This is a genomic window from Streptomyces sp. T028 (assembly GCF_048159505.1).
Lineage (GTDB): Bacteria > Actinomycetota > Actinomycetes > Streptomycetales > Streptomycetaceae > Streptomyces.
The window spans coordinates 130,780-155,298 of the sequence record NZ_JBLRVZ010000045.1 but is presented as its reverse complement, the minus strand read 5'-3'; the positions used below and the strand labels follow the sequence as shown (position 1 = coordinate 155,298).

The following is a 24,519-nucleotide window of genomic DNA, read 5'->3' as shown; positions in this document are numbered from 1 at the left end:
CACTCTCGACTGCGCTCGAGCGGGGGGACCCCCATCGCGTCGACGCCCTCCTCCGCCTTGCAGTTGGACGCTCCCCCACGCTCGAACGACCTCGTGCGGGGGCACCCCCATCGCCCCCGCTCACCTGTGCTTAATAGGCGCCGTCGCTTTCCTGCGACTTGATCCGCCGGACAGGCTCTAGCCTGCGGCGGAGGAACGGGGACTTTGCTCCCGAGGTTGGCGTGGAGAGGGCCCGGTCGGCACGGACAGGGCCCGCTCCGGACGGGGGGCCCCGCTTTCCCTCCGCTTCCCCACCGGGCCGGCGCGTTGTCCTTCCGCTTCTTTCCGCCGCAACGGCGATGCGCTTCTTACCGCCGCAACGGCGATCCGCCAGGGCGGCGCGGCCCGGCGGTGCCCCTCAACCCGTCACCCCCGGTACATCCCCCGAAGGGCCCTCACCCACGTGGCCCCCGAGAACACGCCCTTCACGGCCTGCGCACGCCACGATGCCGCCATGGGTATACGCATGCACCACCGCCGGACGGCCACCGCACGCGTTGACGCCACGGCGACCACAGACACTCGGGGCGACTCCGGCACGGCCCACCCCCGGCGACCGCGCCCCGCCCTCGCGCCCGGCGCCTCCACGGCCCGGGTCCCCGCCACCCCGGCCACTGCCCTGCGCAAGGCCACCGCCCGCCTGGTCCCGACCTGCCTGACCGGCCCGTCGGCCCGGATCCTGACCCGGCCGGCCCTCCCGGACGACACCCTGCGCCTCTGGCTTGAGCAGACCCGCGCCCATCTGGCCCTGGCCCTCTGCACCCTCGGCCGCCTGCGCGGACGACGTCCGGCCCGCCGTATCACCGTCTTCGTCGCGACGACGCCTCTCAGCGCAGGTCCTCAAGGTTCCAGTTCACGTCGAGCTTTTCGGGTATGCGGCCCGAACAGATCATGACCGCACCCTTGGTGACCGGAGGCCGCACGCGCACGCGGACGGCGTACAGGAGCAGGCCCAGCACCAGGCCCGTGCCCGCCCCGAAGCAGACCGTCGGGATCAGTTCCCACGGTTTCGCGCCGCGCGGCCCCCAGTACGCCCACCACCGCGACACCCGCTGCACGGCCCCCACCAGTCCGCACCCGCCGATCACCGCCGCCGCCGTCCACCGGTACCGCGCGGACAGCGCGGGCACCCCGGTCGGCTTGCCCGCCGGCGCCCGGCGCAGCGCGTGCACGACGAACGCGGCGATCACGACGGCGGCCACGGCCGAACCGCCGTACTGCAGGTACCAGTACAGCGGGGAGCCGGCCACCGTCTCGCCCAGCACCGGGAACAGCCGCATGCCCCAGCGATCCAGGTGCGTGAACGCGTCCCACACCACGTGTGTCAACGCGCCGAGCACCGCGGAGACGTACCACCACGCCACCATGGCGGGCCGCACGCGCGCGCGTGGCTTTCCACAGCGGGTCAGCGCGGCCAACCGCGCCTGCCGCGACGACGGCAGCAGCGCCACCAGCGGCTCGCGCAGCAGCAGCCACAGCCCCACCAGCGTCCAGGCGATGACCACGTCGACGGTGAAGACACCGGGGAAGGAGTGCGTGACGTCCCCGAACTCCATGGCCCCGGACAGGACGCTCGCCGCGTAGTAGGTCAGGTCGGGCGCGAAGGAACCCGCCACGAGAACGGCCGGAACCAGTCGTCCACGGCCGGTTCCGTCGGTGCGCACCGCGGGCAGCACCGCCGCCGCGTGGCTCAGAGTGAACGGCAACGCGGCTCCCGGGGGCGGATGGTGGAGGTCTTGACCGGCACGATGACCGAAGACGCCCAGTGTGCGGGAGTGGTTCCCGCACGAACGGAACCCGGCCAACCGGTGAAATCGACGTGCGAACGGGTGCCGGTGCAAAAGAAGTTGTCGTAGGGTCACTGGGGTTGCCGTGCGGTCGTATGCCGTCGGGTGCCGTTCGAACAGAAGAACAGACCGGCGCGGGCCGCATGGAGGGCAACCCTCGGGGCGGTCCGATCGTCACAACAGTCACAGGGGTCGCCACCGTCATCACGGGCGGGGCGCAGACAAGGACACGGGCGCTCGGGCGTCCACGGGAGGGGTTCGCTTCATGGCGTCGGCGCATTTCGGCAGGAGGCTGCGCAAGGGAGCGGTCAACACCACCGTGGCCGCACTGGCGGTCGCGGCCCTGGCCGCTTCCCAGGCACCGGACGTGGCAGCGGGCGGCGTGAGCGAAAGCGGACAGGCCGCCACCGACACCCCGGCGGCAGCGGACGCGAGCACCGACGACAGCGCGACGGGCAACTCGCCGTACTACACGGACCTGCCGCCGCTGAACAGCCCGAACCCCGCGCCCAGCTCGAGCGCCACGACCAGCCCGGTCGGCACCGGCAGCTCCGAGGCGGGCATCCCCGCGACCGTCCTGGACGCCTACAAGAAGGCCGAGGCGGAGCTCGCCCAGTCCAAGCCCGGCTGCAACCTGCCCTGGCAGCTGCTCGCCGCCATCGGCAAGGTCGAGTCCGGCCAGGCCCGCGGCGGCAACGTCAGCGCCGACGGCACCACCCTCTCGCCGATCCTCGGCCCCGTCCTCAACGGCAACGGCTTCGCCAACATCAGCGACACCGACAACGGTGCCTACGACGGCGACAGCACCTACGACCGCGCCGTCGGCCCCATGCAGTTCATCCCCTCCACCTGGGCGTGGGCGGGCCGCGACGGCAACGACGACGGCAAGAAGGACCCCAACAACATCTACGACGCCGCGCTCGCCGCAGGCCACTACCTGTGCCGCTACAACTGGGACATGTCCACCACATCGGGCATGCGCAGCGCGATCCTCAGCTACAACAACTCGACGGCCTACTACAACACCGTGATCTCGTGGCTGGAGTACTACCGCAAGGGCACCCACTCCATCCCCGACGGGACGGGCAGCGTGCCGTCCAACCGCAGCGACGACGACACGAGTTCCACACCGTCCACCCCGTCGACGCCCAGCACGCCGTCGACCCCGAGCACGCCCAGCACCCCGTCGACGCCGAGCACCCCGGCGCCCACGCCGACCGACACGGTCGACCACCTCGAGAACGCGGGCAGCACGACCAAGCTCACCGCCATGGCGGGCGACGCCTTCACCACCAAGGTCAGCACCCGCGCGGAGACCGCGGCCGGCAAGGCCGTCGCCAAGGTCAGGGTCCGCTTCACCATCGTCGGCGACGCCGACCTCACCTTCGCGGGCGGAGAGAGCGTCGCCACGGTCGCCACCGACAGCAAGGGCGTCGCCGTCGCGCCCGCGCTCCAGGCGGGCGAGAAGACCGGTACGTTCACCGTCCGTGCCACCATCGTCGGCCGCACGATCACCGCCCTCGACTACAAGGCCACCGTCACCGCGCGCGCCGCCGACACCCTCGCCCGCACCGCCGACACCGCGCTGACCTGTGTCGCCGGCGGCGAGTTCGCGGACCAGGTCACGGTGAAGGCCACCTACAAGGGCGCCGTCGCCGACAAGGTCGCCGCCACGGCCACCCTGATCAAGTCGGCCGAGGACCCGACCGCCAACGACAAGGGCCCCTACTTCAAGGACGCCTCCGGCAACCCCGTCCGCACCCTCACGGACCTGCAGACCGACGCGAACGGCGTCCTGCAGCTGCCGAAGCTGTACGCGGACGACACCGCCGGCACGTACCTGCTGCGCATCACCACCACCGGCGGAGCGACCCTCACGGTCGAACTGACCGTCACCGCCGCCGCGTCCACGACCCCGGAACCGACGCCCAGCGAGTCGTCGAGCGCGAGCCCGTCCCCGAGCGACAGCGCGAGCAGCAGCGCCTCGGCGAGCGAGTCGTCGACCACCTCCGGGTCGTAACCCGGCAGAACACGCTCCCGTACGGCCACTGCGGCGCCCTTCCCGACGGAGGGGCGCCGCAGTGCTGTTGTCCGACGTGTTCTCATCTCACCCGCCCGTTGCTACGGTGCCGCACCTGACGCCCAGTCAGCTCCGAGGCAGTGCTCGACGGGAGGCCCGTATGCGCGCCCTGATCGCCGCCGCGACCGGTCTCGCCGTCGCGCTCGCCCTCGTCCTGACCCTCTCCGCGATCGGCACACCCACCGGCAGGACATCACCGAAACCGCTGCTGACCACCGTGCCCGCCCACCCGTAACGCCCGCAGGGAGGCCGAGATGCGCCGCAAGACAAGCCTGGTCCTGCTCGCCCTCGCCGTGTTCTGCGCGGCACTCGCCCCACTGGTGCGCTGGTACGCCTTCCCGCGCCTGGCCAAGATCCCGGCGAACGAGTACCAGACGATGGTCCTGGAGGCGAAGAACGCCACCCTCCTCGACTACGGCACCATGACCGCCCGCACGGTCCCCAAGGTCACCATCGTGCAGACCCTCAAGGGCGATGTGGCGGCCTCCGAGAAGATCGAGAAGACGGCCGGCCGGGACGTCGTCGTCTGGGACGGCCTCTCCTACATCCAGGGCCCCGACGGCAAGATGGTCTCCAAGGTCCCCGAGCGCTACATCTTCGACGCCCACACCCAGGAACCCGTCCACGCCACCGGCGAGTCCGTCGACGGCGACCCCGTCCGCCGTGAGGGCATCGAGTTCAAGTGGCCCTTCCTCACGGAGAAACGCGACTACCAGTACTTCGACGCCCAGACCCGCACCAGCAACCCCATCCACTACAAGGGCACCCAGAACTTCCGCGGGGTGAAGGTCTACTACTTCGAGCAGACCATCCCCTGGACCAAGGTCTCCATGCCCAAGACGATGCCCGTCGCCGGCATCACCCCCGAGACCGTCGCCAAGACCGGAACCACCCGCTGGTACACGACCGTCCGCAAGTTCTGGGTGGAACCGCTCACCGGCGCGCCCGTCTACGGCGAGGAGATCCACAAGGAGGAACTGCGCGGCGGCACCCTCCTCGGCGACCGCGCCGAGGTCACGGCGTTCGCGGGCCACGTGAAGATGCGCGAGGACTACACCGAGCACACCGTCGCCCTGGTCAAGCACAACCGCACCCTGGTCCTGCTGATGACCTCCTACCTGCCCTGGGGCTTTCTCACCCTCGGCATCCTGCTCCTCGCCCTCGCCCTGTACCTGGAGGCCCGCGGACGCCGCCCGGCGGGCCCGCCACCGGCCCGAGCGGTCGAACGGGAACCGGTCACCGCCTGAGCCGCGCGTTGGTGTGCCGCGTCGGCTCGGCGGAGGCCGGGTCCTCCGGCCACGGATGCTTCGGATACCGTCCCCGCAGCTCCGCCCGCACCCCCTTGTACCCGTCCTTCCAGAAGGACGCGAGATCGGCGGTGACGGCGGCCGGCCGCCCCGCGGGCGACAGCAGATGCACCAGCAGCGGCACCCCGGCGACCCGAGGCGACTCCTGCAGCCCGAACATCTCCTGCAACTTCACCGCGAGAACCGGCTGCTCGGGGTCCGAGTAATCGATCCGTATCCCCGACCCGCTCGGCACGGTGATCCGCTGCGGCGCCAGTTCCCCCAGCCGCGCCGCCTCCCCGGACGCCCAGGGCAGCAGCCGCCCGAGCGCCTCCCCGGCATCGATCCGCGCAAGGTCCGCCCGCCGCCGGGCCCGCCCCAGCTCCGGCTCCAGCCACTCACCCACGCGCGCGTGCAACGCCGAGTCCGACACATCGGGCCACGGCTCACCCAGATGCAGCCGCAGAAACGCCAGCCGCTGCCGCAGCACCTCCGCCTCCGCGGACCACCGCAACAACCGGAAACCCTCCTGCCGGAGCCCTTCCACCAGAGCCTCCCGTACGAGACCGGCGTCGGCGTCCTTCAGCGGACGCACCGTCAGCTCCACCGCCCCGAGCCGCTCGACCCGCCGAGCGACGACGTCCCCGTCCGCCCAGCGCACCTCGTCCCGCTCGTCGAGCAACGCCCCCGCCGCCCTCCGCGCGACCTCCTCGTCCACCGCCGCCGCAAGCTGCACCCGCGCATGCCCCTTCCCCAACGGCCGGTCGGCAACAGCCACGGCAACCCACGGAGCGGACCGCAGCACCGACCCCTCGCGCAGTTCGGCGCGGGTCCCGGACACCATGAGACAAGAACCACCGCCGCCCCGACCAACCCGCTCAGGAAAGGCAAGAGCGGCAACGAGCCCCACAACCCGCTCGTCGCCGGCGACGAGCCTGACGGGACGGCGGTCGATGGCGTCGGGCGTGGCGGGATGGTTGTCGGCCGTGAGTCCGGTGGCTTCGTCGGCTGGGGCAGTCGGCCCGACCTCGGCCTCGCCTTTCAGCCAGGAGTCATGGGCGGGTGGGTGGGAAATGCCGGAGAAGACCCCTCGCAGCCGCCGAACCTCCGCACGCCACCGCCCGGAATACGCGTCACCCCCACGCCGCGCAGCCCGCAACGCACCCCCCAGATCATCCCCGTACTCCCGAGGAACCTCCTCACTCAACAACGCGACCACCTCCGCGGCCCGCTCCACCCCCACCACCGCGGCCCCGTCCACCAGCGCCCGCCCCAGCCGCGGGTGCAACCCCAACCGCGCGAGCCGAACCCCCCGATCAGTGGCCCGCCCCACGGAGTCGACCGCTCCGATGGCCGTCAGCAGACGCCCCGCCGCCGCCATCGCCCCACCCGGCGGCGGATCCAGCAACGCCAGCCCGGATGCCTCGGGATCGCCCCAGCAGGCCGCCTGAAGGGCGAACGCGGTCAGGTCGGCCACCTTGATCTCCGGCGCCGGGAAACGCGGCAGACGCGCGTCCTCCGCCTCGGTCCAGCACCGGTACACCGCGCCCGGCGCCTCCCGCCCGGCCCGCCCCGCCCGCTGCCGCGCCGCCGCCCGCGAGGCCCGCACGGTCGTCAGCGCGCTCAGCCCGCGCGCGTGGTCCACCCGCGGCTCCCGCGCCAGCCCCGAGTCGACGACCACCCGCACCCCGGGAACCGTCAGCGAGGACTCCGCGACCGAGGTGGCCAGCACCACCCGCCGCCGCCCACCCGGCGCGAGCACCGCGTCCTGCACGGAGGCCGGCGCCCGCCCGTGCACCTGGAGCACGTCCACCCCGTCCAGACCCCCGAGCAGCCCCGCGACCCGCGTGATCTCCCCGACGCCCGGCAGGAAGCACAGCACGTCCCCGGACCGCTCGGCGAGCGCCTGCCGCACCACCGACGCCACGTGCGCGAGCAGCGCCGGATCGACCCGCATCCCGTGCGGCGGCCGTACCGGACGGACCGGCGGCGCCCAGACCACCTCCACGTCGTACGACGTTCCCGCGGCCGCCACCACCGGCGCCCCGCCCAGCAACCGCGCCCACCCCTCGGTGTCGGTCGTCGCGGAGGCGGCCACCAGCCGCAGCTCGGGCCGCAGGGTCTGCCGTACGTCCCACAGGAACGCGGCCGACGTGTCCGCGTCCAGATGCCGCTCGTGGCACTCGTCGAGCACGACGACGTCGACGCCGGTCAGCTCCTGGTCGCGCTGGAGCCGCTGCAGCAGCACACCGGTCGTGACGACCTCCACGCGCGTGTGCCGCCCGACGACCCGCTCCCCGCGCACGGTGAACCCGACCCTGTCGCCGGCCTTCTCGCCCAGCAGCCACGCCATCCGCCGGGCAGCCGCCCGCGCCGCGATCCGCCGCGGCTCGGCCACGACCACCCGCCGCCCCGGCCCCTCGCCCAGCAGCCCGGCCAGCGCCAGCGGCACGAGCGTCGTCTTGCCGGTGCCGGGCGGCGCGGCCAGGACGGCGGTGCCGTGCCCGTCCAGAGCCTCGTGCAGGGCGGGCAGGGCGGCGCGCACGGGCAGCGCGTCGAGGGCGTCGTCACGGAGGATCACGCCCCCAGTGTCGTACGGCAGTGCCGTACGGCGGGTCAGTCCCGTTCGCAGACGAAGATGGCCGTGCCCGGGATCAGGTTGCCGCGCAGCGGGGACCAGCCGCCCCACTCGGCTGTGTTCCACGCCGGCCACTCCGGCTCGGCCACGTCGACCAGACGGAAACCGGCCGCCGCGATGTCGCGGACCCGGTCGCCGAGCGTGCGGTGGTGCTCGACGTAGACCGCCTGGCCCTTCTCGTCCACCTCGACGTACGGCGTACGGTCGAAATACGAGGCCGACACGGTCAGCCCCTCCGGGCCCGGTTCGTCCGGGAACGCCCAGCGGATCGGGTGGGTCACCGAGAAGACGAACCGCCCGCCGGGTCGCAGCACCCGGCGGACCTCCTTCAGCACCAGCACCGGGTCGGCGACGAAGGGCAGCGCCCCGTACGCCGAGCAGGCCAGGTCGAAGGAGCCGTCCGCGAAGGGCAGCGCGCCCGCGTCCGCGCACACCAGCGGGAACGCCCCGCCGATCCGCAGCGCGTGCTGCAGCTGGCGGTGCGAGAGGTCCAGGGCGACCGGACGCGCGCCCTGGGCGGCCAGCCAGCGCGAGCACTGGGCCGCGCCGGCGCCGATCTCCAGGACGTCCCTGCCCTTGAGGTCCTCGGCCGGGCCCAGCAGCTCGGCCTCCACCTCGTCCAGGCCCTCGGGACCCCACACGAAGCGGTCGTCGCCGAGGAACGTGCCGTGCTCGACCTGGTACTCGTCCGCGTTGCGGTCCCACCAGCCCCGGTTGGCCCGGGAACTCTCCATGACGTCGGCGTCGCGCCGGGTGGCCTCGGGCTCGAAGGCCGGCCCGGACAGGGGCGCGGACGATGCGGGCTCTTGGATGATCGGCTCCCTCGTACTAGTCTGCGGGCTCTTCCGTGCAACCCGCCCGACGGTGTCAGCGCGTGTCACCGGAGGGGCCTCCTGCGGCCTGCGTGGCCTCAGGAGAAAGGTTGTGTGCCGGGTATGCGGCGTTCTGCCCCGGGTGTGCGCCTTCGCGCATTGACCCTGCCCGGCTGCCCCCGTATGCTACAAGTTGCGCTGCGGGCCTGCGCACCTCAGACGGAGCAGGCTGCGCTCGCATCTGTTGTATGTCCCCTCGGTTGTCGAGGCGCATCACCGGTTTCAGCGGTGGGGCGCTTCCTAAGCTGTCCGGCTTCTTCAGAGCGATACGGGCTCCCGGCGTAGCAGTACCTACGACTTTCTGTCCGTAACCGGAGCCCTTTCCCACATGACGAGCAGCACCGAGACCACCGCCACCACCCCGCAGGTTGCGGTCAACGACATCGGTAACGAGGAAGCCTTCCTCGCCGCGATCGACGAGACGATCAAGTACTTCAACGACGGCGACATCGTCGACGGCGTCATCGTGAAGGTCGACCGGGACGAGGTCCTGCTCGACATCGGTTACAAGACCGAAGGTGTCATCCCGAGCCGCGAGCTCTCGATCAAGCACGACGTCGACCCCAACGAGGTCGTCGCCGTCGGTGACGAGATCGAGGCCCTCGTCCTCCAGAAGGAGGACAAGGAAGGCCGCCTGATCCTCTCGAAGAAGCGCGCCCAGTACGAGCGTGCCTGGGGCACCATCGAGAAGATCAAGGAAGAGGACGGCATCGTCACCGGTACCGTCATCGAGGTCGTCAAGGGTGGTCTCATCCTCGACATCGGCCTCCGCGGCTTCCTCCCGGCCTCCCTGGTCGAGATGCGTCGCGTCCGCGACCTCCAGCCCTACGTGGGCAAGGAGCTCGAGGCGAAGATCATCGAGCTGGACAAGAACCGCAACAACGTGGTCCTGTCCCGCCGTGCCTGGCTGGAGCAGACCCAGTCCGAGGTCCGCCAGACGTTCCTCACGACCCTCCAGAAGGGTCAGGTCCGCTCCGGTGTGGTCTCCTCGATCGTCAACTTCGGTGCCTTCGTGGACCTGGGTGGCGTCGACGGTCTGGTCCACGTCTCCGAGCTGTCCTGGAAGCACATCGACCACCCCTCCGAGGTCGTCGAGGTCGGCCAGGAGGTCACGGTCGAGGTCCTCGACGTCGACATGGACCGCGAGCGCGTCTCCCTGTCGCTGAAGGCGACCCAGGAAGACCCGTGGCAGCAGTTCGCCCGCACCCACCAGATCGGCCAGGTCGTGCCCGGCAAGGTCACGAAGCTGGTTCCGTTCGGTGCGTTCGTCCGCGTCGACGAGGGCATCGAGGGTCTGGTCCACATCTCCGAGCTGGCCGAGCGCCACGTGGAGATCCCGGAGCAGGTCGTCCAGGTCAACGACGAGATCTTCGTCAAGGTCATCGACATCGACCTCGAGCGTCGTCGCATCAGCCTCTCGCTGAAGCAGGCCAACGAGTCCTTCGGTGCCGACCCGGCCTCGGTCGAGTTCGACCCGACCCTGTACGGCATGGCCGCGTCCTACGACGACCAGGGCAACTACATCTACCCCGAGGGCTTCGACCCCGAGACCAACGACTGGCTCGAGGGCTACGAGAAGCAGCGCGAGGAGTGGGAGCGCCAGTACGCCGAGGCGCAGACCCGCTTCGAGCAGCACCAGCAGCAGGTCATCAAGTCCCGCGAGGCCGACGCGGCGGCTGCCGCCGAGGGCGGCGAGGCTGCGGCTCCGGCCGCGACCGGTGGCTCGTACTCCTCCGAGGGCGCGGACACCTCCGGTGCCCTGGCCTCGGACGAGGCGCTGGCGGCGCTGCGCGAGAAGCTGGCGGGCGGCCAGAGCTGAACTCCCCCAGAGGGGGTACCCCCAACCGCTGAGGTTTAGCCGATTGTCTGAGGGGCCGTACCTTTCGAGGTGCGGCCCCTCAGCGCTGTCCAGAAACAGGGTCGGGTGCGGGACAGTGGGGGTGCTTCGCGCAGTTCCCCGCGCCCCTCAAGGGAGTTGTTCTCACCCTCGTTGGGAATGTCGCGGCACCTACGCGCGTTGTGATGTACGAACACGAGGAGGAGCGGTCCAGGTGCTTGATCCGCAGGGTTTGTACGCGTGGGAGCCGAAGGGGCTGGCCGTCGTCGACATGGCGCTCGCCCAGGAGTCGGCCGGACTTGTCATGCTCTACCACTTCGACGGATACATCGACGCGGGCGAGACCGGCGAGCAGATCGTCGACCGGATCCTCGACTCGCTGCCCCACCAGCTCGTCGCCCGCTTCGACCACGACCGACTGGTCGACTACCGCGCCCGCCGGCCGCTGCTGACCTTCAAGCGCGACCGCTGGACGGAGTACGAGGAGCCCACCATCGAGGTGCGGCTCGTCCAGGACACCACCGGAGCACCCTTCCTGCTGTTGTCCGGCCCCGAGCCCGACGTCGAGTGGGAGCGCTTCGCCGCGGCCATGAAGCAGATCGTGGAGCGTCTCGGCGTACGCCTGTCGGTGAACTTCCACGGCATCCCCATGGGCGTCCCGCACACCCGCCCGGTGGGCCTGACCCCGCACGGCAACCGCACGGACCTGGTCCCGGGGCATCGCAGCCCCTTCGACGAGGCCCAGGTCCCCGGCAGCGCCGAGGCGCTCATCGAGTACCGCCTCATGGAGGCCGGCCACGACGTCCTGGGCGTCGCCGCGCACGTCCCGCACTACATCGCCCGCTCCGCCTACCCGGACGCGGCGCTCACCGTCCTCGAGGCGATCACCGCGGCGACCGGCCTGGTCCTGCCCGGCATCGCGCACAGCCTGCGCACCGACGCCCACCGTACACAGACGGAGATCGACCGCCAGATCCGTGAGGGCGACGAGGAGCTCACCTCCCTGGTCCAGGGCCTGGAGCACCAGTACGACGCCGCTGCCGGCGCCGAAACCCGGGGCAACATGCTCGCCGAGCCGACGAACATCCCGTCGGCGGAGGAGATCGGCCTGGAGTTCGAGCGCTTCCTGGCGGAACGCGAAGGCGACAACTGAGCCACCCGAGCGGGAGCGGCACAGGGCCTGCCCGGCTGATCAACGGCGGCAGGCCCTAAGCTTCGCCTCATGCTGAAGGTGGGGCTGACCGGCGGGATCGGTGCCGGCAAGAGTGAGGTGTCGCGGCTGCTCGTGGAGCGCGGGGCCGTGCTGATCGACGCGGACCGCATCGCCCGCGAGGTCGTCGCGCCGGGAACGCCCGGGCTCGCGGCGGTCGTCGACGCCTTCGGCGAGGACGTACTGACCTCGGACGGCAGCCTCGACCGGCCCAGGCTGGGCTCGGTCGTCTTCGCCGACCCCGAGAAGCTGGCCGTCCTCAACTCGATCGTGCACCCGTTGGTCGGCGCCCGCTCCCGCGAACTGGAGACCGCCGCCCCCGAGGACGCCGTCGTCGTCCACGACGTCCCGCTCCTCACCGAGAACGGCCTCGCCCCGCTCTACGACCTCGTGATCGTCGTCGACACCACCCCCGCAACCCAGCTCGACCGGCTGGTCCGGCTGCGCGGCATGACCGAGGAGGACGCCCGCGCCCGGATGGCCGCCCAGGCGACCCGCGAGCAACGCCGGCAGATCGCCGACGTCGTCATCGACAACGACGTACCCCTGGCGGAGCTGGAGCGGCGCGTGAAGGACGTGTGGGCCGAGCTGACGCGCAGAGCGCAGCAGCCCACGGGATAGGGCGCGCGGAACAGGGGAGCTCGGAATAGGGGCGCTCGTTCCGCGCGTTGAACCCTGCCAGCAAGGGAAGGATTTTTCCGTGCCCGAAACCAGCGGTTCGACCGGACGTACTCCGGAGACGCATGTCATCGACTTCCGTGCCGCGGAGCATCTGCTCGCCGCACGGGACCCGCGGGGCGCGGTGAAGCTGCTCGACGGTGTCATAGCCGCACACCCCGAGAACACCGCCGCCCGCCTGCTGCGCGCCCGCGCGTTCTTCGCCGCCGCGCAACTCAGGCCCGCCGAGCTGGAGTTCACCGTCGTACTGGAGCGCGAGCCGGACAACGCGTACGCGCACTTCGCGCTCGCCCGCACCTACGAGCGGCAGGGCCGTGGCGACCAGGCGAAGCGCCACTTCCGCCTGGCTGCCGCGCTGGACCCCAACCCGCAGTACCTCAAGGCGGCCCGCTTCGAGACCTGACCGGCGATGCCGGTGCTCACCGGTAGCGGTGATCCGGCGGCCGGTACGGCGGGATGTCGCGACCGGGCTGGTAGTGCGGGCCCTGCCGGAGGTGCCGGAGGATCACCATCAGGTCGACGGTGACCACCACCCACAGCACCCCGCAGGCGGCCGCCCACCCGGGACGCCCCGCGAGCGCGAACGCGGTCGTCCCGAAGATCGCCCACAGCAGCCCCCACACGGTCAGCCACAGACGCATCCGCAGCGCACTGCGCGCTGTCACCGGCTCACTGCCCGTACGCATCGGGATCACCATTCCTCCCTTGAAACGTACTCTTCCGTCCGGACGTTCTCCAGGGAGGGAAAGCCCGGTGACATCGGACGCGGCCGGCTCCCGATGTAACTCGGACGGGTGAACGTGTGCGAGAGGGGAACGGCTGACCGGGAGCGGGCCGTTGGACGGGCATGCGACTTGAAATGCGACAGGGATATGCGGGCACGGGCCCCGGAGCGATCACCCCGGACGGCTGCGCGGTCGAGTTCTACTCACGCCTGCCGGTGAGGGACGAGCCCGACATCATCTCCGCGGCCGTGCCCGCGGGCTCCCACATCCTCGAACTCGGCAGCGGAGTCGGACGCGTGACCCACGCCCTCCTGGAACGCGGCTTCACCGTCACCGCGGTGGACGAGTCCCCCGAGATGCTGGAGCGCGTCCGCGGGGCGCGCACCTTATGTACCTCCATCGAGAACCTCGACCTCGACGAGACCTTCGACGTGGTGATGCTCGCCTCGTTCCTCGTGCACAGCGGGGACACCGAGGTCCGCCGGGGCCTGCTGCGCGCCTGCGCACAGCATGTGGCCGACGGCGGGTGCGTCCTGATCCAGCGCGAGGGCGCCGACTACCACACGAACCTGCCCCGCGAACGGGCCGACCCGAAAGGCTTCACGCTACGGATGGTGTCCTCGGAGCCGGTAGGGGACGGCGTCCACTCGGTCCACTCGGAGTTCGTGTTCCCGGACGCGACATGGACCCAGACGTTCCTGGCCAGACCACTCACCAAGGACCAGTTCGAGGAGGCGCTGGCGGAGGCGGGCCTGAGAGTGGACCGCTATCTGACGGAGGACGGGATCTGGGTGAGGGCGGTGCGGATGGAGGAGTGAGAAGTCCCCCGCCACGGAGACAGAGACGGAGAGGGGGCCGGGGACAAGAAAGAGGGGAGGGACGGGGGAAGCGGGCGAGGGCGTTGTGCGGGCCCGTCCGATCGCGGTCCTGGCAAGATGGCGGCATGGAACGTGTGCTGGGGATCGGTGGTTACTTCCTGCGGGCCGCCGACCCCGCGGCCCTGGGCGCCTGGTATCGCGAGTGCCTGGGCTGGACGCCGATGAGCACGGCCTGTGGCGTCAGGGAGCCGGGTTGACGGTGTTCGCGACGTTCGAGTCCGAGACCGAGTACTTCGGCTCCCGAGCCCAGCAGACCATGCTCAACTTCCGGGTCCGCGACCTGGACGCGATGCTCGCGCAACTGCGTGCCCAGGGAGCGGACGTGGCCGAGGAAACGCAGGACATGGAGGGCGTCGGCCGATTCGGCTGGGTCACCGATCCCGAGGGCAACCGGATCGAGCTGTGGCAGCCCGCCTGATCGCGATCTCGACCAGGAGCCGGTCGTACGGTGGAGGCATGGCCGCCCCAGACCGCTCCGGTCCCGCCGCTCCCGCCGGTCTCGGTGGGCTCGACCGGCGGGTCGCGGACTGCCGGGCGTGCCCTCGGCTGGTGGCGTGGCGTGAGGAGGTGGCCCGTACCAAGCGGGCGGCCTTCGCCGACTGGACGTACTGGGGCCGCCCGGTCCCCGGCTTCGGCCCGTCGGACGCCCGGCTGCTGATCGTGGGGCTCGCGCCGGCGGCGCACGGCGGCAACCGCACGGGCCGTATGTTCACCGGCGACCGTTCCGGGGACGTGCTGTACCAGGCGCTGTACGACGTGGGGCTCGCCTCGCAGCCCACCTCCGTCTCCGCCGACGACGGACTGCGGCTGTACGGGGTCCGGGTGACCGCGCCGGTGCACTGCGCACCACCGGCGAACAAGCCCACCCCGGCGGAGCGCGACACCTGCCGGCCCTGGCTGGTCCAGGAGCTGAGGCTGCTGCGGCCGACGCTGCGTGCGGCCGTCGTCCTCGGGGCGTTCGGCTGGCAGGCCGCACTGCCCGCGTTCGCCGAGGCGGGGTGGACGGTTCCCCGGCCTCGCCCGGCCTTCGGACATGGGGCACGGGTGAAGTTGGCGGGAGCGGAGGACCACGAAAGGACGCTGGAGCTGTTCGGCTGCTTCCACGTCAGCCAGCGCAACACTTTCACCGGCCGGCTCACCCCGGACATGCTGAGAGACGTACTGCGCACGGCGGCGGAGGCGGCGGGGCTGCCGGACTGAAGCGCGGGGTGCCGCTCAGGAGTGCCGTGGTCCGGTGAGCGCGGTCTCGAGGGCTTCACCCGTCATCTCGATCACGATGGCATCGTCCCGCATGGCCGGCGGAAGGTGCGCATGTTCCTCCGCCCGGCACACGACTCCGGCACCGCTCGGGTCGAGGACGACCGCACCCAGCCGGGTGACCAGCTCCGCGACGATGTTCCACACGCCTCCGGCGTGCGGGCGGTGGGACCACCGGCCGCCCCCCGCGCACCCCGGATCACGCCACCCGCGCCGCCGCGACCGGCCGTTCCGACACCGGCCAGGTGCTGGTCGTCTTGGACGAGTTGACGCTCCAGCGGTAGCGGGAGAACTCGCCGGTGGTGTCGGAGGCGTAGAACATCATGTGGCCGATGCCGACGCCCTCGAGGTTCTCGCCGTCCACGTCGCTGACCATGCGGGTGTCGGGATACCTGGGGTAGTTGGTCAGGCCGTACACGCCGTGCGGCTCGGCGGTGCAGTCGACGACCTCGACGGCGTACTGGGTCTCGCCGCTGAAGTCCGCGACCCCGCTGAAGACGCCCTTGACCTCGCGGACCATGACGATGTGCCCGGTGTTGTTCTCGACCGTGCCCATGTAGTCCACGGCGATCAGATCGCCCGGCAGCAGGTCGGTGACCTTGCGGACACGCTGGAAGCGGGGGCCGCCCGTGCCGTCGGTGAAGGCCTTGCGGTAGTCGGCGGCCTCGGGGATGCGGTCCTGGAAGTACTGGCTGAAGTAGTCGTCCGTGGCCCATCCGTAGGTGTGCCGGAGCACCCAGGTGAGGAAGGACGAGCAGCGGGCGTGGGCGATCCAGCTCGTCAGGTCGTCGGGGGTGCCCCAGGTGACGGTCGAGGGGGAGCCGATCAGGTAGACGTTGTTGGCCTGGGCCGTGCGCCCGCTGATCAGGGAGATCTCGGCGGCGGTGAGGGCGCGGCCGTAGGCGCGGACGTCGTCGACGGCGCCCTTGAAGCGGTTGACGTAGGCACCGTCCCAGCGGGCCCGGCCGATGTTGAAGCCCTGGCCGGCGGCCCAGGAGAGGGTCGCGTCGGCGCTGCCTTCCAGGGTTCCGTCGACGTACAGCTGGATGCGGGTGCCGTCCCAGACGCCGGTCAGATGGGTCCAGCGGCCGAGGACGGGCGTGGTGGTGGCGAGGGCGGAGACCTTTGCGCTCTGGTCCTCGGCGCGGACCTTGAAGGCCCAGGTGGCGGCCGTGTCGTCGTACTGGAGCAGAAAGCGGCTGCAGCTGGTGCCGTCCTGGCTGACGGCGGTGTACATGTTCGCGGGGTTCGCGTCGGCGGCGAGGCGTACCCAGGCCGAGACGGTGAACGGGGCGGTGGTGTCCAGGACGGAGGCGGTGGCGGCGTACGCCCCGGAGGTGCCGTCGAAGCTGAGCTCGCCGCCGGCCCGCAGGGTCGACCAGGTCGCGCCGGTTCCGAGGGTGAGGGGCTGGTCGCGGCCGGAGCGGTCGGCGCCGGAGCCGTCCAGCGACCAGTGCCCGGCGAGGCCGGCGGGCAGATGACCGGCCGCCAGCATCCGCTGGTACTGGACCATCCGCTCGGCCTCGACGAGGTGCGGGGCGGCGACCGGGGTGAACGGGGTGTCGAGCGGGGCGTCGGCGGCGGCGCTCCCCGCACCGCCGATCACACCGGTCACCGCGCCCGCCCCCACGAGTGCGGCTCCGCTCAACAGCCCGCGTCTGCTGACCATGTTCCTGTTCTCCTCCCGTTGGCCGGTCGACGTGGAGGGTCGACCCCGGGAGAGTCTATTCGGATGACTGTTCGGACAGGTCTCCGAAGAGATGCCGCACGCTGGAGCGGTAGTTGGCCTGGACGTGACGCAGAGCGTGGGCGCGGGCCCGCTCCGGATCGCCGGAGGCGATGGCGTCGTAGAGCTCGCGGTGTTCGGTGAGGAGCTGGGGCCACTCCTCGTTCTGCCGGGTGAGCCAGCGCATGCGGCCGTCGACGGGTTCCATGACCGAGATCAGCAGACTGTTGCCCGCCATGGCGAGGATGCCGTCGTGGAAGCGGGTGTTGATGTCGGTGATGGTCTCGGCGTCCCCGGCGGCGGTCGCCGTGGCCGCCTGGCCGAGGAGTTCGCGCAGCTCCGCGAGTGCCTGCGGGGTGGCCCGTGCGGCGGCCAGTCCGGCCGCGTACACCTCCAACGCCTCGCGCAGCTCGAAGAGTTCCTTGACGTCGTCGGGGGTGAGGCGGCGTACGACGGTGCGGCGCGCCGACTCGAAGAGGACGAAGCCCTCGGCGACGAGGGAGCGGATGGCCTCCCGGACCGGTACCCGTGAGACGCCGAACCGCTCGGCCAGTTCGCGCTCGACGAGCCGGTCGCCGGGGCGCAGGCGGCCCGCGATGATGTCCTGCCGCAGGGTGGCCAGGACGTGTTCGCGCACCGCTCCGAGGGGTTCGGTCTTCGCCGTGGAGCTCATGGGGCCATCTTCGCCGACCCGGAGGCGCTTTTACGGGGCCGTAACGGGACGGACATCGGTCGGAACGCTTGACGGGAGGACCATGACCGCAGTTTGGTATACCAAATGAGGATTCCGCATCAGGCGATCCACCTCATGGAGGCCCCCGTGTCCCTCGCCGACAGCGCCGAAGCCACCGGCGCACCCGCGTTCGTCCCCGACCCCCGGCTCACCAACGAAGACCTCGCCCCCGCCGAGAAGCGGAACTGGAAGGTCTTCGACCTCTTCGCCATGTGGATGTCCGACGTCCACAACCTCGGCAACTACACGTTCGCCGCCGGTCTGCTGGTCCTCGGCATGAACGTCTGGCAGGTCTTCACCTCCCTCCTCGTCGGCTTCGTGCTCATCTACATCGGCATGAACTGGATGGGCAGGATCGGCCAGCGCCACGGCGTGCCCTTCCCCGTCGTCAGCCGGATCAGCTTCGGCGTCTGGGGCGCCAACATCCCCGCCCTGATCAGGGCCGTGATCGCCATCATGTGGTACGGCATCCAGACCTACCTCGCCTCCGTCGCCGTCAACGTGATGCTGCTGGCGGCCTGGCCGGGCCTTCAGTCCTGGACCCACCACTCCTTCCTCGGCCTCGACGCCCTCGGCTGGGTCTCCTTCGTCTCCCTCTGGCTGATCCAGGCGCTGATCATCAGCCAGGGCATGGAGTCGGTGCGCAAGTTCCAGGACTTCTGCGGCCCCGCGATCTGGCTGGTGATGATCGCGCTGGCGGTGTGGGTGCTGGCCAAGGCCGACTGGACCATCTCGCTCACCACCACCCCGCACCCGGTCTCCGTCGGCGAGCAGTGGCGGCAGTGGTTCGGCGCGATCGGACTGATCCTCGCCACCTACGGCACCCTGATGCTCAACTTCTGCGACTTCTCCCGCTTCGCCCCCGACGACCGCACCGTCCGCCGCGGCAACTTCTGGGGCCTGCCCGTCAACTCCACGGCCTTCGTGGTCGTCTCGGTCATCGTCACCGCCGGCTCCCTGGAGGTGTTCGGCGAGGCCATCACCGACCCGGCGGAGCTCGTCGCCAAGGTAGGCAACACCTGGGTGCTGGTCCTGGCGGCGCTGACCTTCGCCATCGCCACCATGGGCGTCAACATCGTCGCCAACTTCGTCTCCCCGGCGTACGACCTCGCCAACGTCTGGCCGCAGAAGATCACCTTCAAGGTCGGCGGCATGATCAGCACGGTCGCCGCGCTGCTCGTCACCCCCTGGAACCTCTTCTCCAACCCGACCGTCGTCAACTACTTCCTCGGCGGCCTCGGCGCCTTCCTCGGCCCGCTCTTCGGCGTGATCATGGTCGACTACTACCTGGTCAAGCGCGGCCGCGTCGACGTCGACGAACTGTTCGACGCCACCCCCGGCTCCCGCTACTACTACCGCAAGGGCGTCAACCCCAAGGCCCTGTGGGCGTTCCTGCCCTCCGCCGCGGTCGCCGCGGTGCTCGCGCTGGTGAAGACCTTCAGCGACATCGCCCCGTACTCCTGGTTCATCGGTACGGCCCTCGCGGCCGGCCTGTACGTCCTGCTGACCCGCACCGAGCGGGCGGCCGTCCCCGAACAGCCCGCGGAGGTCTGAGAAGCGTGCGGAACGTACGGATCGTCGTCACCAACTGCAACACCACGCAGGAGATGACCGAGGAGATCGTGCGAGGTGCCCGGGCCGCGGCAGGCCCGGGCACCGCCGTGCTCGGCCTCACCCCCGCCTGGGGACCGGAGTCGGCGGAGGGCTGGCTGGACAGCTACCTCTCGGCGGCGGCCGTCATCGACCGCCTGCGCGTCTACGACGGCCCGCCCTACGACGCCGTCGTCCTGGCCGGCTTCGGCGAGCACGGCCGGGAGGGCGTGCGGGAACTCGTGGACGTCCCCGTCGTCGACATCACCGAGGCCGCCGCCCACCTCGCCTGTCTGCTCGGCCGCCGCTACGGCGTCGTCACCACCCTGGAGCGCTCCTGCGGCCAGATCGAGGACAGCCTGGAACTCGCCGGCGTCGGCCGCAACTGCGCGGCCGTGGTCGGCACCGGCCTCGGCGTCCTCGACCTCGGCGACGAGGAACGCACCGAGGCCGCCTTCCTCACGGCCGCCGAACGGGCACGGGACGCGGGCGCGGAGGTACTGGTCCTGGGCTGCGCCGGGATGACCGGCCTGCAGTCGGCGGTGGCGGACAAACTGGGGATGCCGGTCGTGGACGGCGTGGGGGCCGCGGTGAAACTGGCGGAGTCCCTGGTGGGCCTGGGCCTGACGACGAGCAGGGCGGGCAGCTTCGCGCGGCCGGTGCCGAAGAGAAGGGCGTGGGGGACGTCCTGACGCCGTCGCCCGGAAGTCGCCGGCGATAACCGTTCGACATCCGCCGCGCCGCCCCACCATCCTTGTCTGCCGTGGCACCCGCCCAATCACTGCCACCCTGGCGTGCCGGAGCACCCGCCCCGCCACTGCCACCGTGACCTCCGGGAGGCCGATGCCCGTGCCCGCCCTCAGCGACGCCGAGTTCCTCGACACCACCGCCGACCGTCTCGCAGCCCTCCCCGGAGTCCGGGCCGTGGCGCTCGGCGGGTCGCGGGCCGAGGGCACACACCGGGCCGCCAGTGACTGGGACCTGGCCGTCTACTACCGGGGCGCCTTCGACCCCGCCGACCTGCGCGCCGTCGGCTGGGAGGGCGAGGTGTCCGAGATCGGCGGGTGGGGCGGCGGGGTCTTCAACGGGGGCGCATGGCTGACGATCGACGGGCGGCGCGTCGATGTGCACTACCGAGACCTCGACGTCGTGGAGCACGAGTGGGCGGAGGCGGAGGAGGGGCGGTTCCGGGTGGAGCCGCTGATGTTCCATCTGGCGGGGATCCCGAGCTATCTCGTCGTCGCCGAGTTGGCGGTGGACCGGGTGCTGCGCGGTGAGCTGCGGCAGCCCTCGGCCTACCCCGCGGAGCTCCGCCGTACCGCACCCGACCGCTGGTACGGCACCGCCCGCGCCACTCTCGGCTACGCCGCGACCAACCACGCCCCCGCCGGACGGCGGACCGAGACCGCCGGAGCGCTCGCCGTGGCGGCCGCGCAGACGGGGCACGCGGTGCTCGCGGCCCGCGGGGAATGGGTGACGAACGAGAAACGACTGCTGGAAAGGGCGGGACTGCGCGGCGTCGACGAACTCGTCCGCCTTCTCGGGAACGCCGAGGGTGGCGCGCTGGTGAGTGTGCTGGAGCGGGCCTCGGATCTGCTCGAGGAATGCGTACGGGCCGCCTTGGAAAATCGCACCCTCGAATAATCGTTGGAAAGGGGCGAGTTGCCGTTGCTACGGTCCTTCTCGTGGCGAAACTCAACCAGATCATCGCAGTCGAGAAGGGCATCAAGTCCAAGGCTCACCAGGACCTGACCGCAGCTCATCACGGGCTGCAGAAGCCCGCGTTGCTGGCCGGTATCTCGCGTACCTACCAGCCCAAGGACGAGGAGGGCGAGCAACTGCCGCCCGAGTCGACGCGGGTCCAGGTACAGGCCGAGGACGTGCTGCGGGAGACCGCGGCCACACTGACCCGGCTGTTCGACGTGACCGCCACGAAGGACTGGGCCAACTGCACCGCCCGCGCCGACGTGAAGGTGGACGGACGGGTCCTCGTCGCCGACGTACCCGTGTCCTATCTGCTCTTCCTGGAGAAGCAGCTCGTCGACCTCAACACCTTCGTACGGAAGCTGCCGGTCCTCGACGCCTCCGAGGCCTGGGTCGAGGACCCCTCCACCGACGCGTGGAAGACCGAGCCGGTACGGACCCTCAGGACCAAGAAGGTGCCCCGCAACCATGTGAAGGCGGAGGCGACCGAGAAGCACCCGGCGCAGGTCGAGGTGTACTACGAGGACGTGCCGATCGGTTACTGGACGACCGTGAAGTTCTCCGGAGCGCTTCCGGCCCGCCGGGTCAACGAACTCCTGGCCCGCGTGGAGAAGGTGCAGCAGGCCGTGAAATTCGCCCGGGAAGAGGCGAATGGTGTCGACGTCGTCGACCAGCGTGTCGGTGACGCGGTATTCGGCTACCTCTTCGAGTAACCGAATTTCCGAGCAGCCGATTTCAGACCCCCCGGCCCCATGAGGCCGGGGTGCGCGAGGAGCGCAAGCTGAAGCTGAAGCTTGTCGTGATCATTCATTGAATCTCAGACTCTCGCTCCAGACTCAGCATTCGCCGCCGATCGCCGGATCGACCGGGCCCAGGCCCCCGGACGTCGAAATGCTGGTTCAAGTCCAGCCCGCGCAGCTCGATGTGCGGTGGTCCAAAGGCAGGACGCGACGACATCACGACTGACCTGGGTCCTCAAGCGTGCCGGCGTGCCACATGGGCGGCATCGACAGGGGCCGGAGGCAGGCTACGCCTCCGGCCCCGCTCCGGCGTTGCGTTCATAAAGAAAGCGGGATCCGGCGCAGACGTCACCTCGCCGAAACGCAACAGCCCCACGATCCCCAAAACCACCCTTTACCGTGGACACCACAGCTCAGAGCCTGTGTCATATCCCCGCTGCCGCCCCGGCCACCGTCGCCCGAAGGCACACCCGCCCCAGGGCCTGCCCGGCGGATCAGGCCGGAGACGCTGATTCGGTGCCGCAGCTCTGCTCCGGCCTGATCCGCCGGGCAGGCCCTCCACGACAGGAGCCCCGTGTTCCCGCGTTCCGCCGTTGCCGATCGCACAGTCCTGCCGCCCTGGCTCGCCCACGCCCTGCGCGCCCAGCGCGGACCCGTCCCCTGGAGCGCGGTCACCCGCGGCGCACTGGCCGCCGGACCGCTCCTGCTGGTCGCGGTCCTCACCGACCACGCCTCCCTCGGAGTCGTCGCCGCCATCGCCGCGATGCTCGCCGGGATCAACGACCGGCCCGGCAGCCGACGGGCCGCCGTCAACCGGCTCGGGGCGCCCGCGCTCGCGGGAGCGGGCGGAATGCTCGTCGGGACGTACGTCGGGGACCACGTGGGAGCCGTCGCGCTGACGGCCGTACTGACCGGGCTCGGCCTGCTCGCCGGCGGGATGAGCGCCATCGGGCCCGTCGCCTCCGGGGCCGGGACACAGCTGCTCGTCGCGGCGGCCATCGGCGCCGGGATGCCGGTGCCCGAGGCCGGATGGACGCGCGCCCTCGCCTTTCTCGCCGGCGCCGGCTGGCTGATCGCGCTGCGACTCGTCCTGCCCACGCCCGGCGCCATGACCGGCGACTTCCGCTTCGACGGGGAACGCGCCGCGGTCGCCCGGGTGTACGACGCCGTCGCCGGACTCCTCGACGCCACCGGCACCGGGCACGCCACCGCCCGCCGCGCCGCGCTCACCGCCGCCCTCGACCACGCCCAGGACGCCCTCACCGGCCCCCGCCTGCGCCGCTTCGCCAGCTCGTCCGCCGAACGCCGGCTGCACGCCCAGTACGCCGCCGCCCTGCCCCTCGCCGAAGCCGCGACCGCCCTCGCCTGGGCCGGGGAACCCGTCTCCGAACGCGCCGCCGAAGGCCCCCGGCGGCTCGCCGCCTCCGTACGCGACAACACACCCACCGGGCCACTGCCCGCGCCCTCCCGGTCCGCGCCCGCCCTGCGCGCCCTCGACGACGCGCTGCTGCACGCCGCCGAGGCCTTCGACCAGGGCGGCGGAAGCGATCTGCACACCCGCCGGCGCAGTGCGCGCGATCTGCTGCGGACCGCGTTCGGGGCGGGCGGGCGCGAGTACGGGCTGCGGGTCGCCCTCTGCTTCGGGGCCGGCGCGGCCATCGCCCAGGCCCTGCACCACTCCCACTGGTCCCACTGGTACGGGCAGCACACCCACTGGTACTGGCTGCCCGCCACCGTCGTGTTCCTCGTCAAGCCCGACCTCGGGCCGCTGGTGTCCCGGGTGCTGTGCCGGGCCGCCGGGACCGTGCTCGGCGCACTGCTGTTCGCCGCGTTCGCCGCCGTACTGCCCCGGCCCGAGGGGCTCATCGCGCTGGTCGCCGTCTGCGGCGCGCTGGTCCCCGTCTCCACCCGGCACTTCGCCGCCCAGACCGCCGTCGTCACCGTCCTCGTGCTGTCCCTGGTGATGGTCGGCGGCGAGCCCCAGGCCTCCGTCAGCCGGATCGCGGAGACCCTGCTGGCCTGCGCGATCGTGCTGATCGTCGGACACCTGCCGATGCCGGGGGAGCGCGGCGGCCAGGTGCGCGCCCGGCTCGCCGCGGCCTCCACCGCCGCGCACGCCTACCTCACCCATGTCCTCGACGGCTCCGACGACCGCGCCGCCCGCTGGACCCTGCGCCGCGAGGCCTACCGCACCCTCGCCGAGGCCCGTACCGCCATCGCCCTCGCCGCCCATGAACTGCCCGCCCTCGCCCGGCACACCGAGGGCACCGACGAGGTCGCCGCCGTCCTCGAACGGCTCGTCGACACCACCACCGCCTGCGCCGTCCACCTCGACGACACCGGCCGGCTCACCCCCGGGCACCGCGCCCAGCTCGCCGAACTCCTCGGCGAACTCGCCGTACGGGGGGCTCCCACGTCAGCCGATCCGCACCCGGAACGTGACTGGAACCTCACGGTCCGCGCCGAACCCGTGTCAACTACGTCTCAGTAACGCAACTGAGCGAGCTTCCCGGCCTCCGTAGGGCGTTAACTCCTACAAGTACGACGCTTTCTGGAGGTGCGAGATGGTGAACGGGCGAACCGTGCTCGAGTGCTTTCCCGCAGGCGGGCCGCGCGGATCGTGGCCCGCGGAGGAGTTCGCGCACGCGCGGCGCATGGAGGGACTGGCCGCCGAGGTCGTCATGGACCTCGCGACCGACACCTTCCTGGTGATCGTCCGGGGCGACGCCGCAGAGTGAT

The 24,519-nt window shown here is 71.3% G+C and carries 22 protein-coding genes and 1 pseudogene; 16 read left to right on the top strand and 7 right to left on the bottom strand.

The window, feature by feature from the left end; translation table 11 throughout:
* Window positions 1-866 precede the first annotated feature (866 nt).
* Complete coding sequence (locus tag ACLZN2_RS37710) at window positions 867-1,745, bottom strand: DUF4184 family protein (RefSeq protein ID WP_416984085.1); 879 nt, start codon at window positions 1,743-1,745, stop codon at window positions 867-869.
* Between the two features lie 346 nt (window positions 1,746-2,091).
* On the opposite strand from ACLZN2_RS37710, the gene ACLZN2_RS37705 reads away from it, so the two are divergent.
* From ACLZN2_RS37705 to ACLZN2_RS37695, 3 genes are all read left to right on the top strand, one after another.
* Window positions 2,092-3,846, top strand: coding sequence for a lytic murein transglycosylase (locus ACLZN2_RS37705; protein ID WP_416984084.1), 1,755 nt, complete (start codon window positions 2,092-2,094; stop codon window positions 3,844-3,846).
* A 160-nt stretch (window positions 3,847-4,006) separates the two neighbouring features.
* A complete protein-coding gene (locus ACLZN2_RS37700; protein ID WP_416984083.1) occupies window positions 4,007-4,141 on the top strand; it encodes an SPW_0924 family protein in 135 nt (44 codons plus the stop codon).
* Window positions 4,142-4,160: 19 nt separating this feature from the next.
* On the top strand, window positions 4,161-5,153 hold the full coding sequence (locus ACLZN2_RS37695; protein WP_416984082.1) for a DUF3068 domain-containing protein: 993 nt from the start codon (window positions 4,161-4,163) through the stop codon (window positions 5,151-5,153).
* On the opposite strand, the gene ACLZN2_RS37690 is transcribed toward ACLZN2_RS37695, so the two are convergent.
* Window positions 5,143-7,770 (bottom strand): ATP-dependent RNA helicase, encoded by a 2,628-nt coding sequence (locus ACLZN2_RS37690; RefSeq protein ID WP_416984094.1) that lies wholly within the window; start codon window positions 7,768-7,770, stop codon window positions 5,143-5,145. The two genes, ACLZN2_RS37695 and ACLZN2_RS37690, sit on opposite strands and share 11 nt — an antisense overlap.
* Before the next feature lie 38 nt (window positions 7,771-7,808).
* Window positions 7,809-8,564: a class I SAM-dependent methyltransferase gene (locus ACLZN2_RS37685; protein WP_416984081.1), complete on the bottom strand. Its 756-nt coding sequence runs from the start codon at window positions 8,562-8,564 to the stop codon at window positions 7,809-7,811.
* A gap of 466 nt (window positions 8,565-9,030) precedes the next feature.
* Here ACLZN2_RS37685 and rpsA point away from each other — a divergent pair, with 466 nt between their 5' ends.
* The 4 genes from rpsA (at window position 9,031) to ACLZN2_RS37665 (ending at window position 12,830) form a co-directional block, all read left to right on the top strand.
* On the top strand, window positions 9,031-10,521 hold the full coding sequence (gene rpsA, locus ACLZN2_RS37680; protein WP_201838872.1) for a 30S ribosomal protein S1: 1,491 nt from the start codon (window positions 9,031-9,033) through the stop codon (window positions 10,519-10,521).
* 232 nt (window positions 10,522-10,753) lie between these two features.
* Window positions 10,754-11,692: a PAC2 family protein gene (locus ACLZN2_RS37675; protein WP_416984080.1), complete on the top strand. Its 939-nt coding sequence runs from the start codon at window positions 10,754-10,756 to the stop codon at window positions 11,690-11,692.
* Window positions 11,693-11,761: 69 nt separating this feature from the next.
* Window positions 11,762-12,370 (top strand): dephospho-CoA kinase, encoded by a 609-nt coding sequence (gene coaE, locus ACLZN2_RS37670; RefSeq protein ID WP_416984079.1) that lies wholly within the window; start codon window positions 11,762-11,764, stop codon window positions 12,368-12,370.
* Between the two features lie 79 nt (window positions 12,371-12,449).
* Window positions 12,450-12,830: a tetratricopeptide repeat protein gene (locus tag ACLZN2_RS37665; RefSeq protein ID WP_416984078.1), complete on the top strand. Its 381-nt coding sequence runs from the start codon at window positions 12,450-12,452 to the stop codon at window positions 12,828-12,830.
* A 16-nt stretch (window positions 12,831-12,846) separates the two neighbouring features.
* Here the strand turns inward: ACLZN2_RS37665 and ACLZN2_RS37660 are convergent, their stop codons facing one another.
* Window positions 12,847-13,125 (bottom strand): DUF6343 family protein, encoded by a 279-nt coding sequence (locus tag ACLZN2_RS37660; protein ID WP_416984077.1) that lies wholly within the window; start codon window positions 13,123-13,125, stop codon window positions 12,847-12,849.
* Between the two features lie 149 nt (window positions 13,126-13,274).
* Between ACLZN2_RS37660 and ACLZN2_RS37655 the strand changes: the two genes are divergently transcribed.
* The 3 genes and pseudogenes from ACLZN2_RS37655 (at window position 13,275) to ACLZN2_RS37645 (ending at window position 15,230) form a co-directional block, all read left to right on the top strand.
* A complete protein-coding gene (locus tag ACLZN2_RS37655; protein WP_416984076.1) occupies window positions 13,275-13,970 on the top strand; it encodes a class I SAM-dependent methyltransferase in 696 nt (231 codons plus the stop codon).
* 125 nt (window positions 13,971-14,095) lie between these two features.
* Window positions 14,096-14,448: pseudogene (locus ACLZN2_RS37650) on the top strand (VOC family protein).
* A 38-nt stretch (window positions 14,449-14,486) separates the two neighbouring features.
* Complete coding sequence (locus ACLZN2_RS37645) at window positions 14,487-15,230, top strand: uracil-DNA glycosylase (protein ID WP_416984075.1); 744 nt, start codon at window positions 14,487-14,489, stop codon at window positions 15,228-15,230.
* A gap of 15 nt (window positions 15,231-15,245) precedes the next feature.
* Here ACLZN2_RS37645 and ACLZN2_RS37640 read toward each other — a convergent pair whose 3' ends face one another.
* The 3 genes from ACLZN2_RS37640 to ACLZN2_RS37630 are packed head-to-tail and all read right to left on the bottom strand — an operon-like array spanning window position 15,246 to window position 17,686.
* Complete coding sequence (locus tag ACLZN2_RS37640; protein WP_416984074.1) at window positions 15,246-15,434, bottom strand: hypothetical protein; 189 nt, start codon at window positions 15,432-15,434, stop codon at window positions 15,246-15,248.
* A gap of 52 nt (window positions 15,435-15,486) precedes the next feature.
* Complete coding sequence (locus ACLZN2_RS37635; protein ID WP_416984073.1) at window positions 15,487-16,956, bottom strand: LamG domain-containing protein; 1,470 nt, start codon at window positions 16,954-16,956, stop codon at window positions 15,487-15,489.
* Between the two features lie 55 nt (window positions 16,957-17,011).
* The gene (locus ACLZN2_RS37630) at window positions 17,012-17,686 is read right to left on the bottom strand and encodes a GntR family transcriptional regulator (protein WP_416984072.1); all 675 of its coding nucleotides are present in this window, start codon (window positions 17,684-17,686) and stop codon (window positions 17,012-17,014) included.
* 147 nt (window positions 17,687-17,833) lie between these two features.
* Between ACLZN2_RS37630 and ACLZN2_RS37625 the strand changes: the two genes are divergently transcribed.
* From ACLZN2_RS37625 to ACLZN2_RS37600, 6 genes are all read left to right on the top strand, one after another.
* A complete protein-coding gene (locus tag ACLZN2_RS37625) occupies window positions 17,834-19,300 on the top strand; it encodes an NCS1 family nucleobase:cation symporter-1 (RefSeq protein ID WP_416984093.1) in 1,467 nt (488 codons plus the stop codon).
* 5 nt (window positions 19,301-19,305) lie between these two features.
* Window positions 19,306-20,028: an aspartate/glutamate racemase family protein gene (locus ACLZN2_RS37620; RefSeq protein WP_416984071.1), complete on the top strand. Its 723-nt coding sequence runs from the start codon at window positions 19,306-19,308 to the stop codon at window positions 20,026-20,028.
* Between the two features lie 151 nt (window positions 20,029-20,179).
* A complete protein-coding gene (locus ACLZN2_RS37615) occupies window positions 20,180-20,980 on the top strand; it encodes a nucleotidyltransferase domain-containing protein (protein ID WP_416984070.1) in 801 nt (266 codons plus the stop codon).
* A gap of 41 nt (window positions 20,981-21,021) precedes the next feature.
* Window positions 21,022-21,753, top strand: coding sequence for a hypothetical protein (locus tag ACLZN2_RS37610; RefSeq protein WP_416984069.1), 732 nt, complete (start codon window positions 21,022-21,024; stop codon window positions 21,751-21,753).
* A 601-nt stretch (window positions 21,754-22,354) separates the two neighbouring features.
* Window positions 22,355-24,271, top strand: coding sequence for an FUSC family protein (locus tag ACLZN2_RS37605; protein ID WP_416984068.1), 1,917 nt, complete (start codon window positions 22,355-22,357; stop codon window positions 24,269-24,271).
* A 73-nt stretch (window positions 24,272-24,344) separates the two neighbouring features.
* Window positions 24,345-24,518, top strand: coding sequence for a hypothetical protein (locus ACLZN2_RS37600; RefSeq protein WP_416984067.1), 174 nt, complete (start codon window positions 24,345-24,347; stop codon window positions 24,516-24,518).
* Window position 24,519: the final 1 nt, after the last annotated feature.

Bases quoted from the DNA above. Each gene is read 5' to 3' on its own strand.
- ACLZN2_RS37705 (WP_416984084.1), top strand. From the start codon at position 2,092: ATGGCGTCGGCGCATTTCGGCAGGAGGCTGCGCAAGGGAGCGGTCAAC.
- ACLZN2_RS37700 (WP_416984083.1), top strand. From the start codon at position 4,007: ATGCGCGCCCTGATCGCCGCCGCGACCGGTCTCGCCGTCGCGCTCGCC.
- ACLZN2_RS37695 (WP_416984082.1), top strand. From the start codon at position 4,161: ATGCGCCGCAAGACAAGCCTGGTCCTGCTCGCCCTCGCCGTGTTCTGC.
- ACLZN2_RS37685 (WP_416984081.1), bottom strand. From the start codon at position 8,564: ATGGAGAGTTCCCGGGCCAACCGGGGCTGGTGGGACCGCAACGCGGAC.
- rpsA (WP_201838872.1), top strand. From the start codon at position 9,031: ATGACGAGCAGCACCGAGACCACCGCCACCACCCCGCAGGTTGCGGTC.
- coaE (WP_416984079.1), top strand. From the start codon at position 11,762: ATGCTGAAGGTGGGGCTGACCGGCGGGATCGGTGCCGGCAAGAGTGAG.
- ACLZN2_RS37660 (WP_416984077.1), bottom strand. From the start codon at position 13,125: ATGGTGATCCCGATGCGTACGGGCAGTGAGCCGGTGACAGCGCGCAGT.
- ACLZN2_RS37655 (WP_416984076.1), top strand. From the start codon at position 13,275: ATGCGACTTGAAATGCGACAGGGATATGCGGGCACGGGCCCCGGAGCG.
- ACLZN2_RS37645 (WP_416984075.1), top strand. From the start codon at position 14,487: ATGGCCGCCCCAGACCGCTCCGGTCCCGCCGCTCCCGCCGGTCTCGGT.
- ACLZN2_RS37635 (WP_416984073.1), bottom strand. From the start codon at position 16,956: ATGGTCAGCAGACGCGGGCTGTTGAGCGGAGCCGCACTCGTGGGGGCG.
- ACLZN2_RS37630 (WP_416984072.1), bottom strand. From the start codon at position 17,686: ATGAGCTCCACGGCGAAGACCGAACCCCTCGGAGCGGTGCGCGAACAC.
- ACLZN2_RS37615 (WP_416984070.1), top strand. From the start codon at position 20,180: ATGCCCGTGCCCGCCCTCAGCGACGCCGAGTTCCTCGACACCACCGCC.
- ACLZN2_RS37600 (WP_416984067.1), top strand. From the start codon at position 24,345: ATGGTGAACGGGCGAACCGTGCTCGAGTGCTTTCCCGCAGGCGGGCCG.